The organism is Martinezella rhizogenes, assembly GCF_000799715.1.
Classification (GTDB): Bacteria; Pseudomonadota; Alphaproteobacteria; order Rhizobiales; family Rhizobiaceae; genus Rhizobium; species Rhizobium rhizogenes_C.
On the sequence record NZ_JUHG01000002.1, the window covers coordinates 1 to 25,995 of the forward strand.

The following is a 25,995-nucleotide window of genomic DNA, read 5'->3' on the forward strand; positions in this document are numbered from 1 at the left end:
CTGGAGGCATCCCGCCAGCGTCTGCGGCCGATCCTGATGACCTCGCTTGCCTTCATCCTCGGCGTCATGCCGCTGGCGATCGCCAATGGCGCCGGCTCCGGCAGCCAGAACTCGATCGGCATCGGCGTCATGGGCGGCATGATCTCGGCCACCGTCCTCGGCGTCTTCTTCATCCCGCTGCTCTTCGTCTCCGTAAGGCGCGTCTTCAAGGGCAAGGTGGGAACGACTGGCACCGCGACGCCAGAGACCGCCCAATCCTGACGCGCGGCAAACCGACGGACTATCCGCCCGGCCCACATACCGTCATAAACACCAGGGGCTCCGACCATATCGCCGGAGCCCCTGGTGTTTTGGTCTGGATATGAACGATCACAAGGCAGCAGCATATGCGCGCTCGAGGGCCAAAGCTGGCAGATCAAGCCGTAGCCATAGCCGGCTCAGGTCGATGAGGAAACGGCCGAAGACACCGGCTCCTGCTTCGCAGACCATCTCGCATGCAGTTTCGCCAGCATCAGATAGATGATCGGCGTCGTATAAAGCGTCAGGATCTGTGAAACGACCAGGCCGCCGACGATGGTGATCCCCAAGGGACGGCGCAGCTCCGCGCCGGGGCCGGTGGCGATGATCAGCGGGATGGCGCCCATGAGGGCTGCGAGCGTCGTCATCAGGATCGGGCGGAAGCGTTGCATGCAAGCCTGATAAATCGCTTCCTCAGAGGGTAGGCCAAGCTTGCGCTCACCCTGCAACGCGAAATCCACCATCATGATGCCGTTCTTCTTGACGAGGCCGATCAACAGAATGATGCCGATGAAGGCGATAATCGTCAGCTCCGTGCCGCTGATGATCAGCGCCAGCAGCGCGCCGAGACCGGCCGACGGCAACGTCGAGATGATCGTCAGTGGATGCGCCAGGCTCTCGTAGAGAATGCCAAGGACGATGTAGACCGTCAGCAGCGCCGCCAGAAGCAGCAGCGGCTGACTGCCCGAGGACTGCGTGACGCTGGCGGCATCGCCGGCGAAATCCGCGTGCAGCTCGTCGGGCAGATGCATCTCGAGCACCGCCGTCTGAATGGCATCGTTCGCCACTTGCAGCACGCTGTTGAGCGCCAGATTGTAAGAAATCGTCACGGAGGGATATTGCCCCTGATGATTGACCACCAGCGGCGCCAGCGTCCGGTCGATCGACGCTACGGCGCTCAGCGGGACCTGTGTGCCATCCGAGGCGGGCACATAGAGCTTGGAGATATCGTTGGGATCGCGGGCATAGTCCGGATTGGCCTCCAGCACGACACGATACTGGTTGCGCTGGGTGTAGATCGTCGAAACCTGCCGCTGTGCGAAGGCATTGTTGAGCGCCGCGTCGATCGACTGGATGCTGACGCCAAGCCGCGAGGCCTCGCTGCGGTTGATGTTGACCGTCGCCTGCAGACCGTTTGGCTGCCGGTCGGTGGCGACATCGGTCAGCTGCGGCAGGGCCTGCATGCGCGTGAGCACTTTCGGCGCCCATTCCACCAGCTCATCGTAATTCGCCCCCCAGATGGTGAACTGATATTGCGACTGCGACTGGCGCCCACCGGCGCGGATATCGCCCGGTGAAAACAGAAAGGTGCTGAGACCGGGAATGGTCATCAGCTGCTTGCGCAGTCGGTCGATCACCTCGGCGGTCGACACGCGCTCCGATTCCGGCTTCAGCGAAATGAACAGCTGTCCGCGATTGATCGAACTGGAAAATCCGCCGCCGCCGACGGATGAGCCGACGCCGGAGACGGCCGGATCCTTGCCGACGATATCGGCGGCCTGCAGCTGCAGCTTGACCATGGCCGGATAGGAGATATCGGTCGCCGCCTGTGTACCGCCCTGAATGAAGCCGGTATCGTCCTGCGGAATGAAACCCTTCGGCACCTTGACGTAGAGATAGGCCGACATGACGACGCAGGCGAGGATAATGAGGACGGAGAGGACGCGATGATGCAGCACCGCCTTCAGCGTCCGGCCATAGAAATTGGTGATCGCGCCGAGCGTTCCCTCGACGATCCGGGCAAACAGGCCGCGCTCAGCCTCGATGTCATGCGCACGCAGGCGATGGCCGCAGATCATCGGCGTCAGCGTCAGCGACACCAGTGTGGAGACGACGATGGTGAAACCGAGCGTCAGCGAAAAGGTCTGGAAAAATCGCCCGACGATGCCACCCATGAAGAACAGCGGAATGAAGGCGGCGAGTAGCGACAGGCTGATCGAGACGACGGTAAAGCCGATCTGCTTGGCTCCTTCCAGCGCCGCCCGCATCGGCTTCATGCCGGCTTCGAGATTGGCGTAGATGTTTTCGATCATCACGATGGCATCGTCGACGACGAAACCGACGGAGACCGCCAGCGCCATCAGCGACAGATTGTCGATCGACAATCCGAACAGCCACATGGCGGCAAAGGTGCCGCACAGCGACAATGGTACGGTGACCCCGGCCGCGAACGTCGGCGTGGCACGCCGCAGGAAGATGAAGACCACACTCATCACCAGGCAGACGGTGGCAAGCAGCGTCCATTGCATGTCGGTGACGCTGGCATGGATCGTTGTGGTGCGATCGGAGAGAACGGCGATATGGACACCGGCCGGGATCAGGCGCTGCAGCTCCGGGATCAGCGCCTTGACGCCATCGACCGTGGCGATGACGTTGGCGTCCGCTTCCTTGGTGATGTTGAGCAGCACCGCGGGCTTGCCGTTAAACCAGGCATCGGAGCGGCTGTTGCGCACGCCCGGCTCGACCGTTGCGATATCGGAGAGGCGCACGGCGGTACCGTTGGCGCTGCTCACGACGAGGCGGCCATAGGCCTCCGGCGTCCGCAACTGGCTGTTCAGGTCGATGGAGAAGGCAGCGTTGCTGCCGTCGATCGAGCCGGCTGGGCCGAGCACGCTGGCATTGACGATCGCCGTGCGGACGGCATCAAGCGACAGACCCATGGCCGAGAGACGGTCGGGATCGAGCCTGACGCGAACCGCCGGCTGATCGGCGCCGCTGACCGACACCTGCCCGACACCGTCGACTTGCGATATGCGCTGTACGGCGATCGTGTCGGCCGCGTCATAGATCGCGCTGGCCGGCACATTGTCCGATGTCAGCGCCAGGATCAGGACAGGAGCCGCGGCCGGATTGATCTTGCGGAAAGAGGGCAACGTCGGCAGATCGCCGGGCAGATCAGTCGCCGCCGCATTCAGTGCCGCCTGCACATCCTGCGCCGCGCCATCGACGCTGCGCGACAGATCGAATTGCGCGACGATGCTGCTCGAGCCGAGCGAACTGACCGAGGTCAGCTGCGTGATGCCGGCGATGGTGCCGAGATGCCGCTCGAGCGGTGCCGCGACGCTCGCCGCCATGCTGGCGGGGTCGGCGCCAGGACGGCTAGCCGAAATGACGATCGTCGGCAGATCGACGGTCGGCAGGCTTGCCACCGGCAGGAAGCGATAGGAAACGATGCCGAGGATCACCAGCCCGATCGCCAGAAGCGTCGTGCCGACAGGACGTTTGATGAACGGCTCGGAGAGGTTCATGTCTCGCCACCCACGACTTCGTCCAGCTCCGGAGCCGGCGTGCCCGTCGGTCGGCCGACGATGCGGGCACGCAGGTTCTCGAAGGCGAGATAGATCACCGGCGTCGTATAGAGCGTCAGGAGCTGGGAGAGCACCAGGCCGCCGATGATGGTGATGCCGAGGGGGATGCGCAGCTCCGCACCCGTGCCTTGCGCCAGCGCCAGCGGCAGTGCGCCGAAGAGCGCGGCCAGCGTCGTCATCATGATCGGGCGGAAACGCAGGATCGAAGCTTTCAGGATCGCCTCGCGCGGCGGCAGCCCCTCCTTGCGCTCGGCCTCCAGCGCGAAATCGATCATCATGATCGCGTTCTTCTTGACGATGCCCATCAGGAGCACGATGCCGATCAGCGCGATGATCGACAGGTCCTGACCGAAGAGCATCAGTGCCAGCAGCGCGCCGACGCCCGCCGACGGCAGGGTCGACAGGATCGTTATCGGATGCACGGCACTTTCATAGAGAAGGCCGAGGACAATATAGATGGTCACGACAGCCGCGAGAATCAGCCAGGGCTCGCCGGCCAGCGACGAAGCGAACTCCTCGGCATCGCCGGAATAGCTGCGCTGGATGGTATCAGGCATGCCGATATCCTGTTCGGCCGTCTGAACTTCGGCCACGGCGTCGCTGAGCGAGGCGCCCTTGGCAAGATCAAAGCTGATGGTTACGGCCGGAAACTGTTCGTCATGGCTGATGACCAGCGGCGCCGTCGTGAATGTCGCCGTGGTGAAGGCATTGAGCGGCACCTGTGTGTCGCTGGTCCCGGCGACATAGAGCTTGTCGAGCGATTTCGGGTCCGATTGATATTGCGGCGCTGCCTCCAGGATGACGCGATACTGGTTGGCCTGGCCATAGATCGTGGCGATCTGCCTCTGGCCAAAAGCGTCGTTCAGCGTATCGCTGACGGCCTGCATCGAGACGCCGAGGCGCGAGGCTGTCTCGCGATCGACATCGACGAAGATACGACCGCCGCCCATCTCGACTTCCGAGGCGACGTCGATCAGCTTCGGGCTTTGTTGCAGCCGCTGCGCCAATTTTCCGGCCCAGTCGACCACGGTCGCCGTATCCGTGGCGGTCAGCGTATATTGATAGGGCGCGCGGCTGGCGCGCGTGCTGATCGAAATATCCCGCACGCTCTGGAAGGTGACGTGGATGCCGGGCAGATCGGCCACCTCGTCGCGCATCCGGTCGATGATGTCAGCAGCCGAGGAGTTTCGCTGGCTCCTCGGCTTCAGCACAAGGCTGATATTGCCGGTGTTGAGGGTCAGGTTGCTGGCGCCGGCGCCGATGACGGAGACGACGCCCGTCACGTCCGGGTCCTTGCGCAGCCGGTCGGACACCGTCGCCTGGACCTGCTTCATGGCTTCGAAGGAGGTTGTCGGCTCCGTCTCGACGACAGCGGTGATCAGACCGGTATCCTGCGCCGGCAGGAAGCCCTTGGGAATGACGACGTAAAGCGCGATGGTGGCGACGAGCGTCACCATCGTGATGAGCAGCATCATGGCGCTACGGTCGACCGCCCAGACGAGACTGCGGCGATAGCCTTCGATCAACCACTCCATGAAGCGGTCGGCGCCGGCCAGGATACCGCGGCGATGCTCTCTGGGTTTGCGCAGGATGCGAGCACACATCATCGGCGTCAACGTCAGCGAAATCACCGCCGACACCACCACGGCGATGGTCAGCGTCAACGCGAATTCGCGGAACATGCGCCCGACGATGCCGGTCATGAACAGCAGCGGAATGAAGACGGCGACCAGCGAGACGGTCAGCGAGATGATGGTGAAGCCGATTTCGCCGGCACCCTTCAGCGCCGCCTGCATCGGGCTTTCGCCCTCCTCGATATGGCGGGCGATGTTCTCGATCATCACGATGGCGTCGTCGACGACGAAGCCGGTGCCAATGGTCAGCGCCATCAGCGAGAGATTGTCGAGGCTGAAGCCGGCGAACCACATGACGCCGAAGGTCGCAATCAGCGATAGCGGCAGGGCGACGCCGGCAATGAAGGTCGCCGTCGCCGTCCGCAGGAACAGGAGAACGACGAGGATAACGAGACCGATGCTGACGACGAGCGTCCATTGCACATCATGGATCGAGGCGCGGATGGTCTCCGTGCGGTCGTTGACGATGTCGAGCGAGATGCCGGCCGGCATCGCCTGCTTGAGCTTCGGGAGTTGCTTTAGGACGCTTTCGACCGTCTGGATGACGTTGGCGCCCGGCTGGCGCATGATATCCAGAATGACGGCGGGCTGGCCCTGATACCAGGCGCCGACGCGCGTATTCTCCAGCCCCTCGACGACGGTCGCGACGTCCTTCAATTGCACCGGTGCATTGTTGCGATAGGCGACGATGACGGATTTGTAGATATTGGGATCGATGATCTGGTCGTTGGCGGCGAGCGTGAAGCTCTGATTCGTGCCGTCGAGAGCGCCCTTGGCACCGGCGACGCTGGCGTTGGTGATCGCCGTGCGCAGATCCTCCAGCGCCAAACCATAGGAGGCAAGGCGCGGCAGGTCCGCCTGGATGCGAATGGCGGGCTTGACGCCGCCCTGGATGCTGACGTCGCCGACACCGGAGACCTCGCTCAGCCGCTGCGCCATCATCGTGTCGGCGAAATCGCTGAGTTCACGGATCGAATAGCTGTTGGAGCGCAGCGCGAGCGTCACGATCGGCGTATCGGCCGGGTTCACCTTCGAATAGGTCGGCGGATAGGGCAATGTGCGCGGCAGGGTCGAGCCGGCGGCATTGATCGCCGCCTGCACGTCCTGCGCCGCCCCGTCGATGTCACGGCCGAGATCGAATTGCAGGGTGATCTGGCTGATGCCGAAGGCGCTCGAAGACGTCATCGACGCCAGCGATGGGATCTGACCGAGCGGCCGCTCCAGCGGCGCGGTCACCAATGCCGCCATCGTATCGGGATCGGCTCCGGGAAGCTGCGTCGTCACCTGGATCGTCGGAAAATCCACCTGCGGCAACGGCGCGACCGGCAGGAAGAGAAAGCCGAGAATACCACCCAGCAGGACGGCCACCCCGAGAAGCGAGGTGGCGACCGGCCGGGAGATGAAGAGCGACGAGACGTTCATTGCTGCGGCGCTGGCGTGGCGGTTGAATTGGTGGAGGCGGCAGCACCGCCATCCGCATTGGGGGCGGGATTGGCACCGTTGCCGCCGTCGGCGTTCTGTTTGCGATGGCTGCCATTGCCATCGCCCTGACCATTGTGCTGGCGATGCGGCCGCTGGCCGTCATTGGCCGCGTTGCCGTCGGCCTGCGTCGGATTTGCGGCGACGGGCTGCCCATTCGTATCAGGTGTCGTCGCATCCGGAGCGGTGCCGGCGGAAATCTGGACCTTCGAACCATCCTGCAGGCGGGCAAAGCCCGTCGTCACCACCTTGTCGCCGGCGGCGACGCCATCGGCAATGACGGCCAGAGAATCGTCCTGCTGACGCACCTTCACCGGCTTCATCGCGACCGACTGATCCTGTTTGATGATATAGACGAACGTGCCGTTCGGTCCACGTTGGACGGCGGCGGTCGGGATGACCGTGACGCCCTTCAGGGTCTCGACCAGCAGGCGGGCATTGATGAAGGCGCCCGGCCAAAGCGCGAGCTTGTCGTTCGGAAAATTGGCTTTCAGCTTCACCGTGCCCGTGGTGGGATCGACCTGGTTGTCCACCACCGCCAGCGTGCCCTTATCAACCACCGTCTGGCCGTCGCTCGCCATCGCCTGGACGGAAAGCGCACCGGCCGCATTTGCCGCGTTGACGCGGGCGAGTTGCTGTTGCGGAATGGAGAAGAGGACGGAAATCGGCCTGATCTGCGACAGCGTGACGATACCCGTCGTATCGGACGAACTGACGAGATTGCCGATGTCGACATTGCGGATGCCGGTGCGACCGTCGATCGGCGCCTTGATCGTCGTATAATCGAGCGTCGCCTGCGCGCTTTCGATGGCGGCCTGATCGACCTGGATCTGCGCTGTATATTGGGCCACCAGGGATAGCTGGGTATCCACTTGCTGTTGCGTGCCAGAAGCGCTCTTCACCATGAGCTGATAACGGGCAAGGTCACGCTGGGCGCCGGCGAGCAAGGCTTCGTCCTGCGCCTTCTTGGCAACCGCCTGATCGCGCTGTGCCTTGTAGACAGCATCGTCGATGCGGGCGATGACATCGCCTTTTCTGATGTCCTGACCTTCGTCGAAATCGATCTCGACGATCTTCCCGTTGACCTGCGCGCGCACCGTCACCGTGTTCAGCGCCTTCACCGAGCCGACGCCGTCGATATAAACCGGCACGTCAGTGGCCGTCGCATCCGCCGCCAGCACCGGAACAGGACCGCTGAACTGCGAAAGGCCGCCACGCCGCCCGCCACCGCCCTGGCGTTGACCGGAGCCCTGCCCCTGACCACTCCGGCGTTCGCCCTGGGCCTGCTCACCGGGCGCAGCTGCTCCTTGAATGCCAAGCAGGCGCTCCGCACCGCCGAGCCAGCGATCCCGCGTCGCGTAGGCGCCATAAGCCACGGCGCCAATCACAGCTACCGATATCAGGACCCGAAATGTCCGAGCCATCAATACACCTTCCTTCAGGGCGCCCGGCTTTCAAACAATCCGCCGACGCAATATGAGCGCGACTTTAGCTTGCATCGCCCCACTTAGGAATTTGGTTAGGCCATTAAATTTTGTCCATTTTCGCGTGGCTTAGCTTAACAAACTGTCACATTGAACAAAAACCAGGGTTGTGGTTGCAAAACGACGGCCGACAGCGCACGTCTCCGCTGTCCTCTCTGAAATTCGGTCCTTTTCGACCTAAAGCACCCCCCAGCCGCGATAGCGCCCGCGCCCGGTCATTTCGCGCACGCCAAGTTCAGCCACGAGGTTGAGAGCGCCGCGGGAGGTGACCCCGGCATGGCGGGCGATCATCTTGGCGGAAACGATCGGCCGCGAAAGCACGATCTCTATGACATCGGGCAGGCTGCTGTTCGACCTGCGATCCTTCAGCCGCCGCTCCATCTGCAGCTTGGCGAGCGACAGGCGATCGAGCTCCTTCAGCCCCGCATCGGCCGAAAGCGCCATGGCCTCGAGAAATGCCATCAGACGCGTAGTGCGATCCGGCGCGCGACGGCGTTCGTGGCGAACGGATTTCAGGCCGACATTCAGGCAGAGAAGATGCGATACGACCTTGCCGCGGCTGCGCAGATAAGCGCTGACGAGCAGGCTGCCCAGCCAATGCTGCCGCCGCAGCGGCTCGATCCGCTCCCAGGCATCGAAGAGTATGGCGGCACCCAGGGCGGGCGGCAGAAGATCGGCCTGACGGATGATGGCACGCCAGCTCTCCAAGCGCTCGCCTTCATCCCAGTCCTCATCATGAACCAGCCCCAGCGGATCGTCCACGGTCTCGGGCCGCGCATCCGGAATCTCTCCGTTCAGCACCTGGTCGGAACGGGCGATCACCGCATCGATCTCGGCAAAGTCCACGCCGAAATCATCTTCGTCCTCGTCAACCTCTTCCGTTTCCGCCCCCGAGATTGCGGTGGATGTGGGACGCGACGTGGCGGTTTCCTCGATCTCGCCGACATCGCCGCGCAGCGTCGAGAGACCGGCAGCCTCCAACCCCCAGGAAGGCTCAGCATTCCATAGCCGGCGGCGGACGCGCAGTACGGCATGGGCAATGGTCAGCTCATGCGTCGGCGTGCGCGCATCCATACGCGCATCATGCAGCACCAGATCCTCGACATGCACCAGCTCGCCGCCGACCCAGAGCGCGCCGACCGCATCGAAAAAATGCCCGCGCTCCCGGAAACCGTCGGCGACCACATGCCGCAAGACCCGCTCATCCAGCCGCGCCAACATATCCTCCGCTTTGGTCATCGCAGGCAGAAGTGTGGTCAACGGTAGGGCGGAAAGATCATATCGCATTGGAATCACATGATTGCTTCGATCTTGCGGAACTTATCACCGCTCGCTGCATCGGGCTAGAAAGCACCCCCTTTCAACTGTGGACAGGATTTCCTATTTTTCTCCTTGACCTTCCAGTAACAGGAAGGTTCATAAACCTATCCGACGCTCACTTCCGGGCACTGGAGTTTTCCATGGCATTGCATGACGAACATGATCACAGCCATCACGGCCATGATCACCAACACGGCGAACAGCAGGATACGGTGATCCGCGATCCCATCTGCGGCATGATTGTCGACCCAAAGGCCGGCAAGCCCTCGCTCGACTATAACGGCCGCACGTTCCATTTCTGCTGTGATGGTTGCCGGAAGAAATTCGAGGCGGCACCGGAAAACTATCTGGCCGCCAAGGATCCCGTCTGCGGCATGGATGTGGATCGCGCCAGCGCGCGGCATTTCCTGAAGCATGAAGGGGAGAAATTCTATTTCTGCTCCGCCGGTTGCAAAGCGAAGTTCGAGGCCGATCCCACCGCCTATCGCGACGGAAACAGGCCAGCGCCGAAGCCGATCCCGAAGGGCACGCTCTATACCTGCCCGATGCATCCCGAGGTCATCAGCGACCATTCGGGCGATTGCCCGAAATGCGGCATGGCGCTGGAGCCGATGGGCATCCCCGCGACCGATGAAGGCCCGAACCCGGAGCTTGTCGATTTTACCCGCCGCCTCTGGATCAGCGCCGCGCTGTCGCTGCCCCTTTTGATCCTCAGTATGGGACCGATGCTTGGCCTGCCGTTGCGCGACTGGATCGGAGAGCCCACCGCCACATGGATCGAGCTTGCCCTGGCGTCACCGGTCGTGCTCTGGGCCGCCCTGCCCTTCTTCCGCCGCGCCTGGAATTCGCTGGTCAACCGCAGCCCCAACATGTGGACGCTGATCGGCCTCGGCGTCGGCACGGCCTATCTCTACAGCCTGGTCGCCACATTGGCGCCCGGCCTGTTCCCGATGGGCTTTCACGGCCACGGTCAGGCCATACCCGTCTATTTCGAGGCGGCCTCGGTCATCGTCGCGCTGGTCTTCGTCGGCCAGGTGCTGGAGCTGAAGGCACGCGAGCGCACCGGCTCGGCGATCCGCGCCCTGCTCGACCTCGCCCCCAAGACCGCGCGGCGCATCGGCGCCGACGGCAGCGAGACCGATATGCCCGTCGATCAGATCCAGTCCGGCGACCGGCTGCGCGTGCGCCCCGGCGAGCGCGTGCCGGTGGACGGCTCAGTTGTCGACGGCCAATCGACCATCGACGAATCGATGATCACGGGCGAACCGCTGCCGGTCGAAAAGACCAAGGGCGATGCACTGACCGGCGGAACGATCAACAGGAACGGCACGCTGATCATGCTGGCCGAAAAAGTCGGCGCGGACACGACGCTGTCGCGCATCGTCGAGCTGGTCGCCAAGGCGCAGCGATCGCGCGCGCCGATCCAGACGATGGTCGACCGCGTGTCTGCCGTCTTCGTGCCCACCGTCGTGGCCGTTGCCATCATCGCCTTCGCCGTCTGGGCGTTTGTCGGGCCAGAGCCACGGCTGGCGCATGCGCTGCTCGCCGCCATCGCCGTGCTGATCATCGCCTGCCCCTGCGCGCTCGGGCTTGCAACGCCGATGTCGATCATGATCGCCACCGGTCGGGGGGCGCAAGAAGGCGTGCTGGTGCGTGACGCCGTGGCGCTGGAGCGCTTCGCCAAGGTCGATACCCTGATCGTCGACAAGACCGGTACGCTGACGGAAGGCAGGCCCAACCTCACCGATATCGTCACCGCCCAAGGCGGTATCGACGAAGCCCGCCTGCTGTCGTTTGCCGCCAGTCTGGAGCGCGGCTCCGAACACCCGCTGGCAGAGGCCATCGTCGCCGGCGCCGAGGAGCGTGGCGCGACTTTTGTCGACATAACGAGCTTTGCCGCGAAAACCGGCAAGGGCGTGGAAGGCCACGCCGGCGACACGGCGATCGCGCTCGGCAATGCCGCGATGATGACCGATCTCGGCGTTGCGATCGATGATTTGAAGACAGAGACGGAGCGTCTGCGCGGCGAAGGCAAGACCGTGATGTTTATCGCCTTCGATGGTCAATTGGCCGGCCTCATCGCCGTCGCCGACCGCATCAAGCCGACGACGTCAGCCGCGATCAAGGCGCTGCACGACAGCGGGTTGAAGATCATCATGGCAACGGGCGACAATGCCCAAACTGCCAAGTCTGTTGCTGCAAGTCTCGGCATCGACGATATCCGCGCCGACCTGTTGCCCGAAGGCAAGAAGGCGATGATCGACGAGTTGCGGGCCAAGGGCCGCGTCGTTGCCATGGCCGGCGACGGCATCAACGACGCGCCGGCGCTCGCCGCCGCCGATGTCGGCATCGCCATGGGCACCGGCGCCGATGTCGCCATGGAAAGCGCCGGGATCACCTTAGTGAAAGGCGATCTCAACGGCATCGTCCGGGCGCGGCATCTCTCGGAAGCAACGATCCGCAACATCAAGCAGAACCTAGCCTTCGCCTTCGGCTATAATGCGCTTGGCGTGCCGCTTGCCGCCGGCGTGCTCTATCCGGTCTTCGGCCTGCTGCTGTCGCCGATGATCGCGGCTGCGGCCATGAGCCTGTCCTCGGTCTCGGTCATCGCCAATGCGCTGCGGCTGCGGCTGGCAAAATAGGAGAGTTCAGATGAATATCGGCGAAGCATCCGGCCGCTCCGGCCTGCCGGCCAAGACCATCCGCTACTACGAGGATATCGGCCTCATCCGCCCCGACCGCAGCGTCAACGGCTACCGCGATTACGGCGCCGACGACGTGCACAAACTGCGCTTCCTGCACCGCTCCCGCAGCCTCGGCTTCTCCGTCGACGAATGCCGGCAATTGCTGGCCCTCTACGAAGACAAGAGCCGCGCCAGCGCCGACGTCAAGGACATCGCCTCGTCAAAACTCACCGAAATCGACCGCAAAATCCGCGAGCTCACCGAACTGCGGCGCACGCTGGAGCATCTGGTGCATGCCTGCCATGGGAACGCGCGGCCGGATTGCCCGATCTTGGAGGAGTTGTCGGAGGGGTGAGGATATATTTCGGTAGGTCAGGCAAACGCGTCGATGCCGGAATGACGTGCCTGGCCCCTCACCCCAGCCCTCTCCCCGCAAGCGGGGCGAGGGAGTTTCTCACTCCTCTAGCAACCTTCAAACCAGATGATCAGGTGCATTATTTTGCCCGATCGTCCCTTCTCCTCACATGAGCGGGGAGAAGGCTAGGATGAGGGGCCATGCCCGCAGGTGCGGCATCGGCAGGCGTGCCTGACCTACCTCCTACACACCCCAATCACCCAACCCTCTCCACCGCAATCGCCGTCGCCTCGCCGCCGCCGATGCAGAGCGCCGCGACGCCGCGTTTTGCCCCTTGCCGCTCCAATGCATGCAGCAGTGTCACGATCAGCCGTGCGCCCGTGGCACCGATCGGATGGCCGAGCGCGCAGGCGCCGCCGTTGATGTTGAGGCGGTCGCGGGCGATGCCGAGGTCCTTGGCGGCGGCCATGGCGACGACGGCGAAGGCCTCGTTGATCTCGAAGAGATCGACATCGCCGACCTTCCAGCCGGTCTTTTCCAGCACCTTGCGGATCGCCGGGATCGGCGCTGTCGTGTACCAGGCGGGCTCCTGGGAATGGGTGGCGTGCGCCTTGATTTCGGCGAGGATCGGCAGACCTTCGCGCTCGGCAGTCGAACGCCGGGTCAGGATCAGGGCGGCCGCGCCATCGGCATTGGCCGAGGCGCTCGCGGCGGTGATCGTGCCATCCTTGCGGAACGCCGGCTTCAGCGTCGGGATCTTTTCCGGCGAGACTTTTTGCGGATGCTCGTCCTTGCCGATCGTCACCGGGCCACCCTTGGCCGCGACGGAAATCGGGGTGATCTCGGCCTCGAAAGCCCCGGTTTCGATCGCCTTGCGGGCACGAGTCAACGTCTCCACGGCATAGGCATCCTGATCGTCGCGGCTGAACTGATAGGCTTCGACCGCCAGCTCGCCGAAATCGCCCATCGAACGGCCCTTCTCGTAGGCGTCTTCCAGACCGTCGAGCATCATATGGTCGAAGATGCGGTCATGGCCCATGCGGTAGCCGCCGCGCGCCTTGGCTAGCAGATAGGGAGCATTCGACATCGACTCCATACCACCGGAGACCGCGATGGAGGCCGAGCCAGCCAGGATCAAATCATGCGCCAGCATGGTCGCCTTCATGCCCGACCCGCAGACCTTGTTGATGGTCGTTGCGCCCACCGCATCCGGCAATCCCGCGCCACGCGCCGCCTGCCGCGCCGGCGCCTGCCCCTGTCCTGCCGGCAACACGCAGCCGAACAGCACCTCGTCTATCCTTTCCGCAGCCAGACCGGCGCGCTTGAGGGCGGCGCGGATGACATGAGCGCCAAGCTCCGGCGCCTGCAAGGATGACAGCTCCCCCTGGAAGCGGCCAAGCGGCGTGCGCGTGGCGGCGACGATGACGACGGGATCGATTGCGGACATGATGGCTCCTCCCAGTCTGCAACTTCAGAATCGAAACTATAGCTAGCACGTTAGATGATGTCCGTCATGTAAATATAACGGAAATATCCTTCTGGAAAGATGGTTGTGCCGTTACAACAATCCAAACGTCGTCGAGGTGATTGTTCTCAACACCGACATGCCCTATGGATATCCTCATCTCAAAAAATGGATATCCCATGCCTCTCTACATCAAGGACGATGCCATCGACCGGCTGGCACGGCGCTATCAGGCGCTGACGAAAAGTACGACCAAAACCGAAGCGGTGCGGCTGGCATTGCAGAAGGCGCTGGACGAGGAATTGACCAAGCCGGCCCTTGCCGACATCGCCGTCGCCTTCTGCCGCAACCTCAAGCAAAAAGCCGCCACCAGAGCCGCCGACGGCAGCACGGCGGGAGGCGCCTGATGCTGATCGACACCTCGGTATTGACGGCAATGATGACAGATGAAGAGGAAGCCCGTCGCTTCGCCGTCCGCATGCAGTCAGCGACTGCGCGCATGACCTCGCCGATGGCGGCGGCACGGGCGGCGATCGACGTCGCAACCCATCTCGGCCTGACGGCGGTCGAGGCCGGTAACGCTGTCCATACTTTTCTGCAATTGATGAACATCCAGCTTCTGGCCATCCCTCCGCGCGCCGCTTTTCTGGCGCTTGAGGCATATGACCACTTCGGCGAGGGCCGCCATCCGGCGGCGCTCAGCCTTGACGATTGCATGACCTATGCCTGCGCCCGCTATTATCGTCAGCCGCTATTGTCGAAAGGCGACCAATTCAGCCGGACCGATATCGACGTGGCCTAGAGCGTTTCAACGCTTCACTGAAGCGCAGAAACACTCTAGGCCTTTGTTTGTACGCAATTCCGAGCGGAAAACCGCAGCACACTTTTCCTGAAATTGCTCTAAGTCTCCCGATGCCCTATTGCCGTTACGGGCAAAGCGAGGCTGACCCTGCGCTAAACGAGTTCGAGCGCGCCCCCACGGAGTTCGGTGCCGCGGCGCATTGCAGCCGGGACATTGAATCCCCTGCCCGGATCGGGCCGGTCACCGAGGGATCGGTGTTGATCGTGCCGTCGGGCAGAATCGCGTCCTTCGAGTGGTCGATATTGCCGACATCGGCCTGAACGGCGTCTACTTTGAGCCTCTTCGGGTGATGCTTGTGCACCGGTTCCGCCCAGGCAGTGCTGGACATGCCAATGACGAGAGCCGAAATAGCGAGAGTTTTGAGCAGCATGAGACTGCCTCCTGTAGGGGTTGAAGCTCCATCTATATGGGGCCAGACGAACTGATTTACAGCGGTGGGCAAACCAAATATCGCAAGGGTTTGAAAGACCCCATCACGCCTTGATCTTGTGCCGCGACACCTCCGCGCCGGCATCCCGCGGCAGGCTGAGGAAACGCAACGACGAGACGGCGCCGATCAGGGCGACGACAAGGAAGGCCCAGCGGAAATCAATGGCGGAAAGTGCGACGCCGCCATGAATGGTGCGCGAGAGATTGAGCACGGCTGCGGCAACGGCAACACCGAGCAACAGCGAGACCTGCTGCAGCATGCTCGAGAGCGTCGAGGCGGAACTGCGCTGCGCTGCATGGATATCGGCGAAACCCAGCGTGTTCAACGCGGTGAAGTTCATCGAGCGCGACAGGCCGGCGGCAAGCAGAAGAATATAAGTCGCCCAATCGGGCGTCGCTGGCGACAACAGCGCAAAGCTGCCGATGCTGATCGACGAGATCAGGCCATTGATGACAAGCACGTTGCGGAAACCAAAGGCTTTCAACGTCTGCGTGGTGATCGCCTTCATGCCGAGATTGCCGGCGAAATAGAAAAGCAGGTAGGTGCCGGCGTCGATCGCGCTCAGGCCAAACCCCACCTGGAAGAGCAACGGCAGCAGAAAGGGCGTGGCGTTGATTGCCAGGCGGCTCGCCGTGCCGGCCGAAAGCGTCGACATGGCGAAGGTCTGGACCTTGAAGGCGGAGAGATCGAGCAGCGGCGCGTCAACCCGCATGAAATGCCGGGTGGCGATGACGGAAAACACCGCGCCGGCGGCAATCAGCCCGACGCTGACCGGCAGGCCCGTCGTGCCCTGCACGACGAATTCGAGACCGGCGAGCAGAAACGTCAGCCCCGCCGCCGACTGGAAGAAGCCGACGAGGTCTAGCCTTGGGACCTTCTCCTCGCGCTGGTCCGGTACGAAGCGCAGGACAAGGCCGAGCCCGATGATGCCGATCGGGATGTTGATCAGGAAGTTCCAGTGCCAGCTCAGATAGGTGGTGATGAAACTGCCAAGGATTGGACCGATGACAGGCGCCGTCAGCGCAGGCCAGGTGATCATCGACATGGCGTGCACGAGATCGGACTTGCGGGCGTTGCGCAGCACGATGATACGGCCGACCGGCGTCATCAGCGCGCTGCCGATACCCTGGACGGCACGGGCGATGACGAATTCCGTAAGGTTGCCGGAGAGACCGCAGAACAGCGAGGCAACGGTGAAAAGCGTAATGGATGCCAGGAACACGCGACGAGCGCCGTAGCGATCCCCCGCCCAGCCTGCCAGCGGCACGAAGGCCGCCATGGTGAGCAGATAGACCGTGATGCCGATGCTCATCGACACCGGTTCGACGCCGAAGGTCGTCGCCATCTGCGGCAATGACGTCGTGACAATGGTACCGTCCAGTATCTGCATGAAGAAGGCGACGGCGACGACGAAGGCAATAATGCGGGATTGCCGGCCGAAACTTTCCTCGGAAGGCTGCTCTGTGGTCTGAACGGCGGTCATGGCATGGGATTTCGGAGATGGTGTTATGGATAGCCGGGCGTGCCCGACAGCAATCATATGATCAATGCATACGCCCGTTGCCGCCCGTTGCAAAGCCGCAATCGAACCTCAAAGATATTAAAAGGACGTCCGGCCTCATAAGAAAGGCGGTGGGGAGCCGGCGACCTCAGTCGTCGGAATATCGCTGCTCGCGCCAGGGATCGCCGAACATGTGATAACCGTTCTCCTCCCAGAATCCGGCCTTGTCGGCCGCGATCAGCTCGATGCGGGTCAGCCATTTGGCGCTCTTCCAGAAATAGAGATGCGGCACGACAAGCCGCATCGGTCCGCCATGCTCGCGCGTCAAAGGCTGGCCCTCCCAGGTGGTGGCAAGGATCGCATCTTCGGCGGCAAAATCGGCGAGCGGCAGGTTGGTCGTATAACCGTCATAGCTGGTCAGCATGACATAATGCGCCTCTGCCTTCGGCATGGCGAGATCCAGCAGGTCGCGAGTGGAAACGCCTTCCCAGCGATTGTCATAGCGCGACCATGTCGTGACGCAGTGGATGTCGCTGACCTTGCTGCTCTGTTCGATCGCCTGGAAGGCCGTCCAATCGAGGCTGAGCGGCGTTTCCACCAATCCGCGCACATCAAGCCGCCAGCTCGAAAGCGACACCTTCGGCTGCTCTCCGAGATCGAGCACCGGCCAGTTCTTGACCAGATGCTGCCCCGGCGGCAAACGCTCCGTTTCCGGCCGGCTGATCCGCCCGGTCAAAAACTTGCCCTCGGCGGCCCAGCGGCGCTTGGAGGTGGTGAGCTTGCTGTCGGCTGGGATCTGATCGTCGCTCATGGGTGCATCCCTTTTGCTGAGAGGCAATAGGATAATGGAGGCTGGCGGGTGTCAAGCGGACGGTTGGTGCTTGGATGCGAACTAGACCTCGTGAAGCTCGATCACAAATAGCTGCGCCACTCCTGAAATCGAATGCCGCGTTCCCGTGGCTTCCTCGACAAGCAAACAATCGCCCGCCGAAAGCATCCGATCACCAATATCGAGATGCCCGCGATGGCAGAGAACCAGCGCCATCTCGCTATCGAGAGTAAGTTCGCCAGGACCATCAATACCTATGCGCCGCACCGAATGCGTGAAGCTCCCCCGCCGCGTCATCACATTCAGATCCGTGATGGTGCCATCCACCAGCGTCGCCGAGGTCGGCGCATCCGCCGCAAAGGGCAGTGGATCGCTGTCCTGCGTCAGGAGTACGGGCTGGCGTCCCTCGATGAAGAGCGTCATGCCCTCGCCTTCGAGAATCGATAGCGTGCGATCAATGCCGGAGAAGACCGAGAACGGCCCATCCGTGGCGACCGTCGCCATGCTGACGCGCCAATCGAAATCGGCAAGCCCCGCGCCGTCCGGCGAAACGGTGATCTCAACCGTTTCGCCGCCGCCGTTTTTCCAGGGCATGCGTTTGTAGCTGTCGTGGCGGAGGATTGTGAACTTCTGAGCTGCCATGTGTTCGAGTCCAATCATTGCAATTCTGGCAAAAGTAAACTAAGTTTAGTGGACTAAGTCTGCTTGGAGGCTATTTTGGAAACCGTCAACATACACGAGGCAAAAACACACTTGTCGCGGCTGATCGAGAAGGCCGCCAAAGGCGAAGCGTTCATTATTGCCAAGGCGGGCAAACCGATGGTCAAGGTCGTGCCGATCGAAGAGGCCGAAACGCCAAAGAAACGGCGCATCGGCTTCATGAAAGGCGAGATCGTGGTTCCCGCAGATTTCGACACCATGATGGCTGATGAAATCGAGGAGATGTTCTACGGCAAGCCAAACGACGTTACCGACAAATGAGATTTCTCCTCGATACGCATATCCTCATCTGGGCGGCGGGTGATATCGCGCTTCTCTCGCAGGAAGTGAGAGCGCTCATCGACGACGACGAAAACGAGCTCCTCTTCAGCCCGGCGAGTATTTGGGAAGTCGCGATTAAGCACGGTTCCGGCAGAAGCGACTTTCATATAGACCCATTTCGGTTGCGTCATAAACTGATGGAAAACGGCTACCTAGAACTGCCAATCACCAGCGAGCATACAATCGCAATTGCGGGGCTTCCCCTCCTTCACAAAGATCCTTTCGATCGTATTTTGATAGCTCAGGCTATTGTTGAAGGCATTCCATTGATTACCGTCGACGAAACCATCTTGCGTTACCCCGGCCTCAATCGGAAATATTAAGGCCGGGGGGCGTCTCATCAGTTCCCCAGGATGCCCGGCAGGCGCAGGCCCTTCTCCTTGGCGCAATCGATCGCGATATCGTAGCCCGCATCGGCGTGGCGCATGACGCCGGTGGCTGGGTCGTTCCATAGCACGCGTTCGATCCGCCGTGCCGCGTCGTCGGTGCCATCGGCGCAAATGACCATGCCGGAGTGCTGCGAGAAGCCCATGCCGACGCCGCCGCCGTGATGCAGCGACACCCAGGTGGCGCCGGACGCGGTGTTGAGCAGGGCGTTCAGCAGCGGCCAGTCGGAAACGGCGTCCGAGCCGTCCTTCATCGCTTCCGTCTCGCGGTTCGGCGAGGCGACGGAGCCGGAATCGAGGTGATCGCGGCCGATGACGACAGGAGCCTTCAGCTCGCCGTTCCTGACCATTTCGTTGAAGGCAAGGCCGAGACGTTCACGATCGCCGAGGCCGACCCAGCAAATGCGTGCCGGCAGGCCCTGGAAGGCGATGCGCTCGCGCGCCATGTCCAGCCAGTTGTGCAGATGGGTGTTGCCGGGGGTGAGTTCCTTCACCTTGGCGTCGGTCTTGTAGATATCCTCCGGGTCACCCGAGAGCGCCGCCCAACGGAAGGGGCCGATACCGCGGCAGAACAGCGGGCGGATATAGGCCGGCACGAAGCCGGGGAAGGCAAAGGCGTTTTCCAGACCCTCGTCCTTGGCAACCTGGCGGATATTATTGCCATAGTCGAGCGTCGGTACGCCGGCATCCCAGAAGGCGACCATGGCCTCGACATGCACCTTCATCGAGGCGCGGGCGGCGGTTTCAACAGCCTTCGGATCGCTCTCGCGCTTTGCCTTGGCTTCGGCCACCGTCCAGCCGAGCGGCAGATAGCCGTTCAGCGGATCATGCGCAGAGGTCTGGTCGGTGACGATGTCGGGGCGCGGGCCGCCGGCCTTCATGCGCTTCACCAGCTCCGGGAAGATCTCGGCGGCGTTGCCGAGCAGGCCGACCGACTTCGCCTCGCCGGCCTTGGTCCAGCGGTCGATCATCTCGAGCGCTTCGTCGAGCGTCGTTGCCTTCTCATCGACATAGCGGGTGCGCAGGCGGAAATCGATGCGGGTCTCGTCGCTTTCGACGGCGAGGCAGCAGGCGCCGGCCATGACGGCCGCCAGCGGCTGCGCGCCGCCCATGCCGCCGAGCCCGCCGGTCAGTATCCACTTGCCCTTGAGGCTGCCGTTATAATGCTGACGGCCAGCTTCTACGAAAGTTTCATAAGTGCCCTGCACGATGCCCTGCGTGCCGATATAGATCCACGAGCCGGCGGTCATCTGGCCGTACATGGCAAGACCCTTCTTATCCAGCTCGTTGAAGTGATCCCAGGTCGCCCAATGCGGTACGAGGTTGGAATTGGCGATCAGCACGCGCGGCGCATCCTTATGGGTGCGGAACACGCCGACCGGCTTGCCGGATTGCACCAGCAGCGTTTCTTCCTCGGTCAAGGTCTTCAGCGTCGCGACGATGCGGTCGAAGTCCTCCCAGGTGCGGGCGGCGCGGCCGATGCCGCCATAGACGACCAGTTCGTTCGGATTTTCCGCGACGTCAGGATCGAGATTGTTCATCAGCATCCGCAGCGGCGCTTCGGTCATCCAGCTCTTGGCGTTGAGTTCTGGGCCATGAGGCGCGCGGATTTCGCGGATGTTATGGCGTGGATTGGTCATGTCATATCTCCAGGGAAGGCAGAATATCGGCGGATACGGATGCATTGAGTGCGCCGGAAGCGACAAGGTCGCTGGCGGCCTTCAGGTCATTCGCCATGTAGCGGTCTTCATCGAGCGTCGGCACGACGGAGCGGATGGTGGCGATGGCAAGGGTGAGTTCGGGGCTGGTGGTCAGTGGCGCGCGAAACTCGACGCCCTGCGCCGCCGTCAGCGCCTCGATGCCGACGATGCTGAAAAGATTGTCAGTCATCTGCAGGAGGCGACGCGCCCCATGGCAGGCCATGGAAACATGGTCTTCCTGATTGGCAGACGTCGGCGTCGAATCGACCGAGGCCGGATGCGACATCTGCTTGTTTTCCGACATCAGCGCCGCCGAGGTGACTTCAGCGATCATCAGGCCGGAATTCAGGCCGGGCTTCTTGGCGAGGAAGGCCGGCAGGCCATAGCTCAGTGCCGGATCGACCAGAAGCGCGATACGACGCTGCGAAATCGCGCCGATCTCGCAGACGGCAATGGCGATCTGGTCGGCCGCGAAGGCCACCGGCTCAGCATGGAAATTGCCGCCGGACACGACCGAATTGTCGGAAAGCACGAGCGGATTGTCGGTGACGGCATTCGCCTCGATTTCAAGCGTGCGGCTGACCGAACGCAGCAGATCGAGGCAGGCGCCGTCGACCTGCGGCTGGCAACGGATGCAATAGGGGTCCTGCACCCGTTCGTCACCTTCGATATGGCTTTCGCGAATGACCGATCCGGCCAGCAGGCCGCGAAGGGCGGCGGCGGTGTCGATCTGGCCCTGATGGCCACGCAGCGTATGAATGTCGGGATGAAACGGCGCGGAAGAGCCCATGGCAGCGTCCGTCGACATGGCGCCGGTGATCAAGGCAGCCTGCGCGGCGCGATGGGCACGGAACAGGCCAGCCAGAGCAAGAGCGGTCGATACCTGCGTGCCGTTGATCAGCGCCAGGCCTTCCTTGGCGGCGAGCACGACCGGCGTCAGCCCGGCCTTTTCGAGCGCCACGGCACCGTCAAGCCGTTCATCGGCATAGAAGGCCTCGCCATGGCCCATCATCACGGCCGTCATATGCGCAAGCGGCGCGAGATCGCCGGAAGCACCGACGGAACCCTTCTCGGGGATAACCGGCACGACGCCCTTGGCGAGCATCGCCTCGATCAGCCGCACCAGCTCCAGGCGCACGCCCGAAGCACCACGGCCGAGCGAAACCAGCTTCAGCGACATGAACAGGCGAACGACATTCTCCGGCAGCGGCTGGCCGACGCCGCAGCAATGCGAAAGGATGAGATTGCGCTGAAGCGTGGCGACATCGGCGCTGTCGATCTTGATCGAGGCCAGTTTGCCGAAGCCGGTATTGATGCCATAGACCGGCGCATTGCCAGCGGCGATTTCGGCAATACGGGCGGCGGCCTTGAGGATACCTGCATCGAAGGAAGCATCGAGCTTGGCCGGCTCACCGGTCCAGTAGATCTCGGCCAGCTGCTTCAGCGAAACAGAACCTGGATGAAGAGTGATGGTCATCGATCGAACCTTTCGCCCTTGAAGACGTTGCCCTTGAAAACATGGGCATGCAATGGATTGAAGCCGATGCGGTAGACAAGCTCGGCGGGGCTTTCGATATCCCAGATGGCGAAATCGGCCGACTTGCCGGCTTCCAGCGTACCGGTTTCGGCCAGAAGGCCAAGCGCACGGGCACCTTCGCGGGTGGCGCCCGCGATGCATTCCTCGACCGTCAGGCTGAAAAGGGTCGCGGCCATGTTCATGGTCAACAACATCGAGGTCAGCGGCGAAGTACCGGGATTGCAATCGGTGGCGATGGCGATTTTGACACCGGCCTCGCGCAACGCCTTGACCGGCGGCTTCTGCTTTTCATGAATGGCGTAGAAAGCGCCGGGCAAAAGGACAGCCACCGTGCCGGCCTCAGCCATCGCCTTCACACCGTCCTCATCGAGATATTCGACATGATCGGCCGAGAGCGCACCATAGGAGGCGGCAAGTTTGGCGCCGCCGAGATTGGAAAGCTGTTCGGCATGCAATTTCACCGGAATACCGAGTGACTTGGCAAGATCGAAGACGCGGGCGATTTCCGCCGTGGAGAAGGCGATCCCCTCGCAGAAGCCATCGACGGCGTCGACGAGACCTTCGGCATGCGCCAGTTCCAGCCCCGGCAGCACGACATCGGTAATATAGTCGCCGTTGCGGCCCTTATAGTCGGCCGGCGTCGCATGTGCTGCGAGATAGGAAGTGACGACGCGGACCGGACGAACCTTTTCCAGCCCGCGAGCGGCCTGTAACATCTTCAGTTCGGATTCGATGCTAAGACCATAGCCGGACTTCACCTCGATCGTGGTGACGCCCTCGGCCAGCAGCGTATCGAGGCGTGGCAGGGCGGTTTCAATGAGCCCATCGACAGAAAGAGCCCGGGTCGCGTTGACCGAGGAGACGATGCCGCCGCCGGCTCGCGCGATTTCCTCGTAACTTGCGCCTTGCAGCCGCATTTCGAACTCGCGGGCGCGGTTGCCGCCGTGGATGATATGCGTATGGCAATCGACAAGACCGGGGGTGACCCAGCGTCCCTCAAGATCAATGCTTTCGGCATTGCCAGTGTCAGGAAAATCGCTTTCGCTACCGGCAAAAACGATGCGGCCATCCCTGGTCAGGATCGCGCCCTTCTCGACAATGCCGAGCCCCGGCCCATCCTCTTTCAAGGTGGCCAGGCGAGCATTGCGCCAAAGGCGGCTCTTGCCGTCGGACTTTACGCTATCTTCGGAAAATTTGTTCCCACGCATCAGCTTTACGCCTTTCCTCATGGGTTCATAATGTATATACATAATAAAAAGCCTGACAAGAGGGATTTTGGACTCGGCATCCAAAAGGAAAGGGTTGGACCATGACGAAACTGCACGCTCGCTCGGCACTGCTTCATGATGGCTGGCAGCAAAATGTCCGGATAACCCTGGACGCCGGCCGCGTTACCGGCATCGAAGTAGGCGTTGCGGCCGAGGCCGGCGACGAGCGGCATGAGGTTCTCGTGCCCGCCATGCCGAACCTGCATAGCCACGCCTTCCAGCGCGCCATGGCCGGCCTTGCCGAGGTCCGCGGCCCGGCGAATGACAGCTTCTGGAGCTGGCGCACCGTCATGTACAAATTCGCGCTGTCGATGACCCCCGATCATGTCGAGGCGGTGGCCGCCCAGCTTTATATGGAAATGCTGGAAGCCGGATTTTCCCGCGTCGGCGAATTTCATTATCTGCACCACGATAAGGACGGCGGCCCCTATGCCAATATCGCCGAGATGGCGGAGCGCATCGGTGCTGCCAGCGCCGAGACCGGCATCGGGCTGACGCTGCTCCCCGTCTTTTACGCCCATTCCGGCTTCGGCGGTGCTGCCCCCATCGACGGCCAGCGCCGCTTCATCAATTCGCTCGACCGCTTCGAAGCGCTGATGGCCGGCTGCCGGACGATCGTCGACCAATTGCCCGGAGCCGAACTCGGCCTTGCGCCGCATAGCCTGCGCGCAGCCACGCCGGAAGAGCTGGAAAAACTCGTGCCGCTCGCCGGCGACGGGCCGATCCATATCCATGTCGCCGAACAGATGAAGGAGGTCGAGGATTGTGTCGCCTGGTCCGGTGCGCGGCCGGTCGAATGGCTGCTCGATCACGCCCCGGTCGACGGACGCTGGTGCCTGATCCATGCGACCCACATGACCGACGACGAGACCCGACGGATGGCGAAAAGCGGCGCGATCGCCGGTCTCTGCCCGATCACGGAAGCCAATCTCGGCGACGGCGCCTTTTCCGCGCCGCTGTTCCTGGAGGAGGGCGGACGCTATGGCATCGGCTCGGATTCCAATATCCTGATCTCGGTTCCGCAAGAGCTGCGCCAGCTCGAATATTCGCAGCGCCTGGCGCTCCGAGCCCGCAATGTCGTCGCCACATCGGGTGGATCAACGGCGCGCGCGCTGTTCGACCATGCGCTTGCAGGCGGCGGTGTGGCATTGAAGGCGCCGGCCGGGCTCGCCGTGGGTCACTATGCCGATCTGGTCTCGCTCGACGTCAGCGCCGTGCCCTATCTCTCCGGCGACCAAGTCCTCGATCAATGGATGTTTGCCGGCGGCGTCACCCTCGACTGCGTCTGGACACAGGGCCGCAAACGGGTCGAAGGCGGCCGTCACGGCAAGCGGAAGGCAATCTCGGCACGGTTCCGTGCTGCCATGTCCGAACTAATCGGTTGAAAAGAACTTTTCCTGACGGCGATTGACGCCTAAATAGATCAGGCGGCGAATATCCAGGTCCTACGAGGGAATGATCGGCGGCATGACCACAGGCAAAGAGGCGACCCTGCATCAACGTATCCTCAGCGATATCGAGGGCCGAATCGTCTCCGGCGATTGGCCACCTGGCCATCGCATTCCCTTTGAGCTGGCGCTGGCCGAACACTATGACTGTTCGCGCATGACGGTGAACAAGGCGCTGACGCAGCTGGCCCGGGCCGGGCTGATCGAGCGGCGCAAGCGTTCCGGAAGCTTCGTCACCCAGCCGCGTGCACAATCGGCGGTGCTGGAAATTCACGACATCAAATCGGAAGTCCAGTCGTTGAACCTGCCCTATTCTCACAAGGTCGTAAAACACACCAGGCGCAAGGGTCGTCCAGAGGATGCACGGCGGCTGGAGTTTGCCGGCTCAGTATCGGCGCTCGAAGTCATCTGCGTCCACTATGGCGGCCGCCGGCCCTTCTGCCTGGAGGATCGCGTCATCAATCTAGATGCGGTTCCCGAGGCCGGTCGAGCCGATTTCGATGAATTGCCGCCGGGGCCATGGCTGCTGAACCAGGTGCCGTGGAGCACGGCCGAGCATCAGATCCGCGCCATTGCGGCGGACAGCGAGGCGGCCGCAAGCCTTGATATCACCAGGGGTACCGCCTGCCTCGTCGTCGAGCGGCGCACCTGGAGCGGTCTCGGCCCGATCACCCACGTTCGTCTTACCTATCCCGGCGATCGTCACTCGCTGGTGGCGCGCTTCGCGCCCTCGAGCTGAACGCTGCCGCCGGGAGTATTGACGCCGCCGGGCTCGGTCTGCATCGGAATGAGACTTCCGGATTGACGGGGCGGTTGCGCGGGATTGACCAGCAGGATGCTGAGCGCGATCAGAACCAGCACCAGAATGAGGGTAAGGCCGATCAAAAATGGGCGAATCGCTGTCATTTTGGTCCTCCAATTTCCCACGCCTAAAATAGTACCACGGCGGGAAGGGCATTTTGAGGCA

General features: G+C 62.5%; 22 protein-coding genes. 9 read left to right on the forward strand and 13 right to left on the reverse strand.

Going from position 1 to position 25,995, the window contains the following annotated elements:
• Positions 1–261: efflux RND transporter permease subunit (locus EX00_RS01280; protein ID WP_047453363.1), on the forward strand; the 261-nt coding region annotated here is incomplete at its 5' end.
• A 176-nt stretch (positions 262–437) separates the two neighbouring features.
• Here EX00_RS01280 and EX00_RS01285 read toward each other — a convergent pair.
• From EX00_RS01285 to EX00_RS01300, 4 genes are all read right to left on the reverse strand, one after another.
• A complete protein-coding gene (locus EX00_RS01285; protein ID WP_047453366.1) occupies positions 438–3,545 on the reverse strand; it encodes an efflux RND transporter permease subunit in 3,108 nt (1,035 codons plus the stop codon).
• Entirely contained in the window at positions 3,542–6,661 is a 3,120-nt protein-coding gene (locus EX00_RS01290; protein WP_047453367.1) for an efflux RND transporter permease subunit, read from the reverse strand. Before EX00_RS01290 ends, EX00_RS01285 begins: the two co-directional genes overlap by 4 nt.
• Positions 6,658–8,142 (reverse strand): efflux RND transporter periplasmic adaptor subunit, encoded by a 1,485-nt coding sequence (locus EX00_RS01295; RefSeq protein WP_047453369.1) that lies wholly within the window; start codon positions 8,140–8,142, stop codon positions 6,658–6,660. Before EX00_RS01295 ends, EX00_RS01290 begins: the two co-directional genes overlap by 4 nt.
• 237 nt (positions 8,143–8,379) lie before the next feature.
• The gene (locus EX00_RS01300; RefSeq protein ID WP_047453370.1) at positions 8,380–9,489 is read right to left on the reverse strand and encodes an RHE_PE00001 family protein; all 1,110 of its coding nucleotides are present in this window, start codon (positions 9,487–9,489) and stop codon (positions 8,380–8,382) included.
• Between the two features lie 173 nt (positions 9,490–9,662).
• Between EX00_RS01300 and EX00_RS01305 the strand changes: the two genes are divergently transcribed.
• A complete protein-coding gene (locus EX00_RS01305; protein WP_047453372.1) occupies positions 9,663–12,164 on the forward strand; it encodes a heavy metal translocating P-type ATPase in 2,502 nt (833 codons plus the stop codon).
• A gap of 10 nt (positions 12,165–12,174) precedes the next feature.
• The gene (gene cueR, locus EX00_RS01310; protein WP_047453374.1) at positions 12,175–12,561 is read left to right on the forward strand and encodes a Cu(I)-responsive transcriptional regulator; all 387 of its coding nucleotides are present in this window, start codon (positions 12,175–12,177) and stop codon (positions 12,559–12,561) included.
• 256 nt (positions 12,562–12,817) lie between these two features.
• Here cueR and EX00_RS01315 read toward each other — a convergent pair whose 3' ends face one another.
• Positions 12,818–14,008, reverse strand: coding sequence for an acetyl-CoA C-acyltransferase (locus EX00_RS01315; protein WP_047453376.1), 1,191 nt, complete (start codon positions 14,006–14,008; stop codon positions 12,818–12,820).
• A gap of 197 nt (positions 14,009–14,205) precedes the next feature.
• Between EX00_RS01315 and EX00_RS01320 the strand changes: the two genes are divergently transcribed.
• Positions 14,206–14,433, forward strand: coding sequence for a type II toxin-antitoxin system VapB family antitoxin (locus EX00_RS01320; RefSeq protein WP_047453378.1), 228 nt, complete (start codon positions 14,206–14,208; stop codon positions 14,431–14,433).
• Positions 14,433–14,828 carry a type II toxin-antitoxin system VapC family toxin gene (locus EX00_RS01325; protein WP_047453380.1) on the forward strand — a complete coding sequence of 132 codons (396 nt, stop codon included), beginning with the start codon at positions 14,433–14,435 and terminating at the stop codon, positions 14,826–14,828. The genes EX00_RS01320 and EX00_RS01325 overlap by 1 nt, the downstream gene beginning before the upstream one ends.
• Before the next feature lie 124 nt (positions 14,829–14,952).
• On the opposite strand, the gene EX00_RS01330 is transcribed toward EX00_RS01325, so the two are convergent.
• From EX00_RS01330 to EX00_RS01345, 4 genes are all read right to left on the reverse strand, one after another.
• Positions 14,953–15,258: a hypothetical protein gene (locus tag EX00_RS01330; protein ID WP_047453382.1), complete on the reverse strand. Its 306-nt coding sequence runs from the start codon at positions 15,256–15,258 to the stop codon at positions 14,953–14,955.
• 103 nt (positions 15,259–15,361) lie between these two features.
• On the reverse strand, positions 15,362–16,801 hold the full coding sequence (locus tag EX00_RS01335) for an MFS transporter (RefSeq protein ID WP_047453383.1): 1,440 nt from the start codon (positions 16,799–16,801) through the stop codon (positions 15,362–15,364).
• Positions 16,802–16,967: 166 nt separating this feature from the next.
• Positions 16,968–17,630, reverse strand: coding sequence for a sulfite oxidase-like oxidoreductase (locus EX00_RS01340; RefSeq protein WP_047453385.1), 663 nt, complete (start codon positions 17,628–17,630; stop codon positions 16,968–16,970).
• An 81-nt stretch (positions 17,631–17,711) separates the two neighbouring features.
• Positions 17,712–18,290 (reverse strand): HutD/Ves family protein, encoded by a 579-nt coding sequence (locus EX00_RS01345; protein WP_047453387.1) that lies wholly within the window; start codon positions 18,288–18,290, stop codon positions 17,712–17,714.
• Between the two features lie 75 nt (positions 18,291–18,365).
• Here EX00_RS01345 and EX00_RS01350 point away from each other — a divergent pair, with 75 nt between their 5' ends.
• Both EX00_RS01350 and EX00_RS01355 read left to right on the forward strand, forming a co-directional pair.
• Positions 18,366–18,629, forward strand: a complete 264-nt coding sequence (locus tag EX00_RS01350; RefSeq protein ID WP_047453389.1) for a type II toxin-antitoxin system Phd/YefM family antitoxin — start codon at positions 18,366–18,368, stop codon at positions 18,627–18,629.
• Entirely contained in the window at positions 18,626–19,012 is a 387-nt protein-coding gene (locus EX00_RS01355) for a type II toxin-antitoxin system VapC family toxin (RefSeq protein ID WP_047453391.1), read from the forward strand. Before EX00_RS01350 ends, EX00_RS01355 begins: the two co-directional genes overlap by 4 nt.
• Positions 19,013–19,029: 17 nt before the next feature.
• On the opposite strand, the gene hutU is transcribed toward EX00_RS01355, so the two are convergent.
• From hutU to hutI, 3 genes are read right to left on the reverse strand one after another with little or no spacing between them, the layout of a single operon-like run.
• Positions 19,030–20,715 (reverse strand): urocanate hydratase, encoded by a 1,686-nt coding sequence (hutU, locus tag EX00_RS01360; RefSeq protein WP_047453393.1) that lies wholly within the window; start codon positions 20,713–20,715, stop codon positions 19,030–19,032.
• A 1-nt stretch (position 20,716) separates the two neighbouring features.
• Positions 20,717–22,252: a histidine ammonia-lyase gene (gene hutH, locus EX00_RS01365; protein ID WP_047453394.1), complete on the reverse strand. Its 1,536-nt coding sequence runs from the start codon at positions 22,250–22,252 to the stop codon at positions 20,717–20,719.
• On the reverse strand, positions 22,249–23,520 hold the full coding sequence (gene hutI / locus EX00_RS01370; RefSeq protein ID WP_047453397.1) for an imidazolonepropionase: 1,272 nt from the start codon (positions 23,518–23,520) through the stop codon (positions 22,249–22,251). The genes hutH and hutI overlap by 4 nt, the downstream gene beginning before the upstream one ends.
• Positions 23,521–23,621: 101 nt before the next feature.
• Between hutI and EX00_RS01375 the strand changes: the two genes are divergently transcribed.
• A complete protein-coding gene (locus EX00_RS01375; protein ID WP_047453398.1) occupies positions 23,622–24,965 on the forward strand; it encodes a formimidoylglutamate deiminase in 1,344 nt (447 codons plus the stop codon).
• Between the two features lie 82 nt (positions 24,966–25,047).
• Positions 25,048–25,767, forward strand: coding sequence for a histidine utilization repressor (hutC, locus tag EX00_RS01380; RefSeq protein WP_047453689.1), 720 nt, complete (start codon positions 25,048–25,050; stop codon positions 25,765–25,767).
• Here the strand turns inward: hutC and EX00_RS01385 are convergent.
• Complete coding sequence (locus EX00_RS01385; protein ID WP_047453400.1) at positions 25,731–25,934, reverse strand: hypothetical protein; 204 nt, start codon at positions 25,932–25,934, stop codon at positions 25,731–25,733. The genes hutC and EX00_RS01385 overlap by 37 nt on opposite strands.
• Positions 25,935–25,995 lie beyond the last annotated feature (61 nt).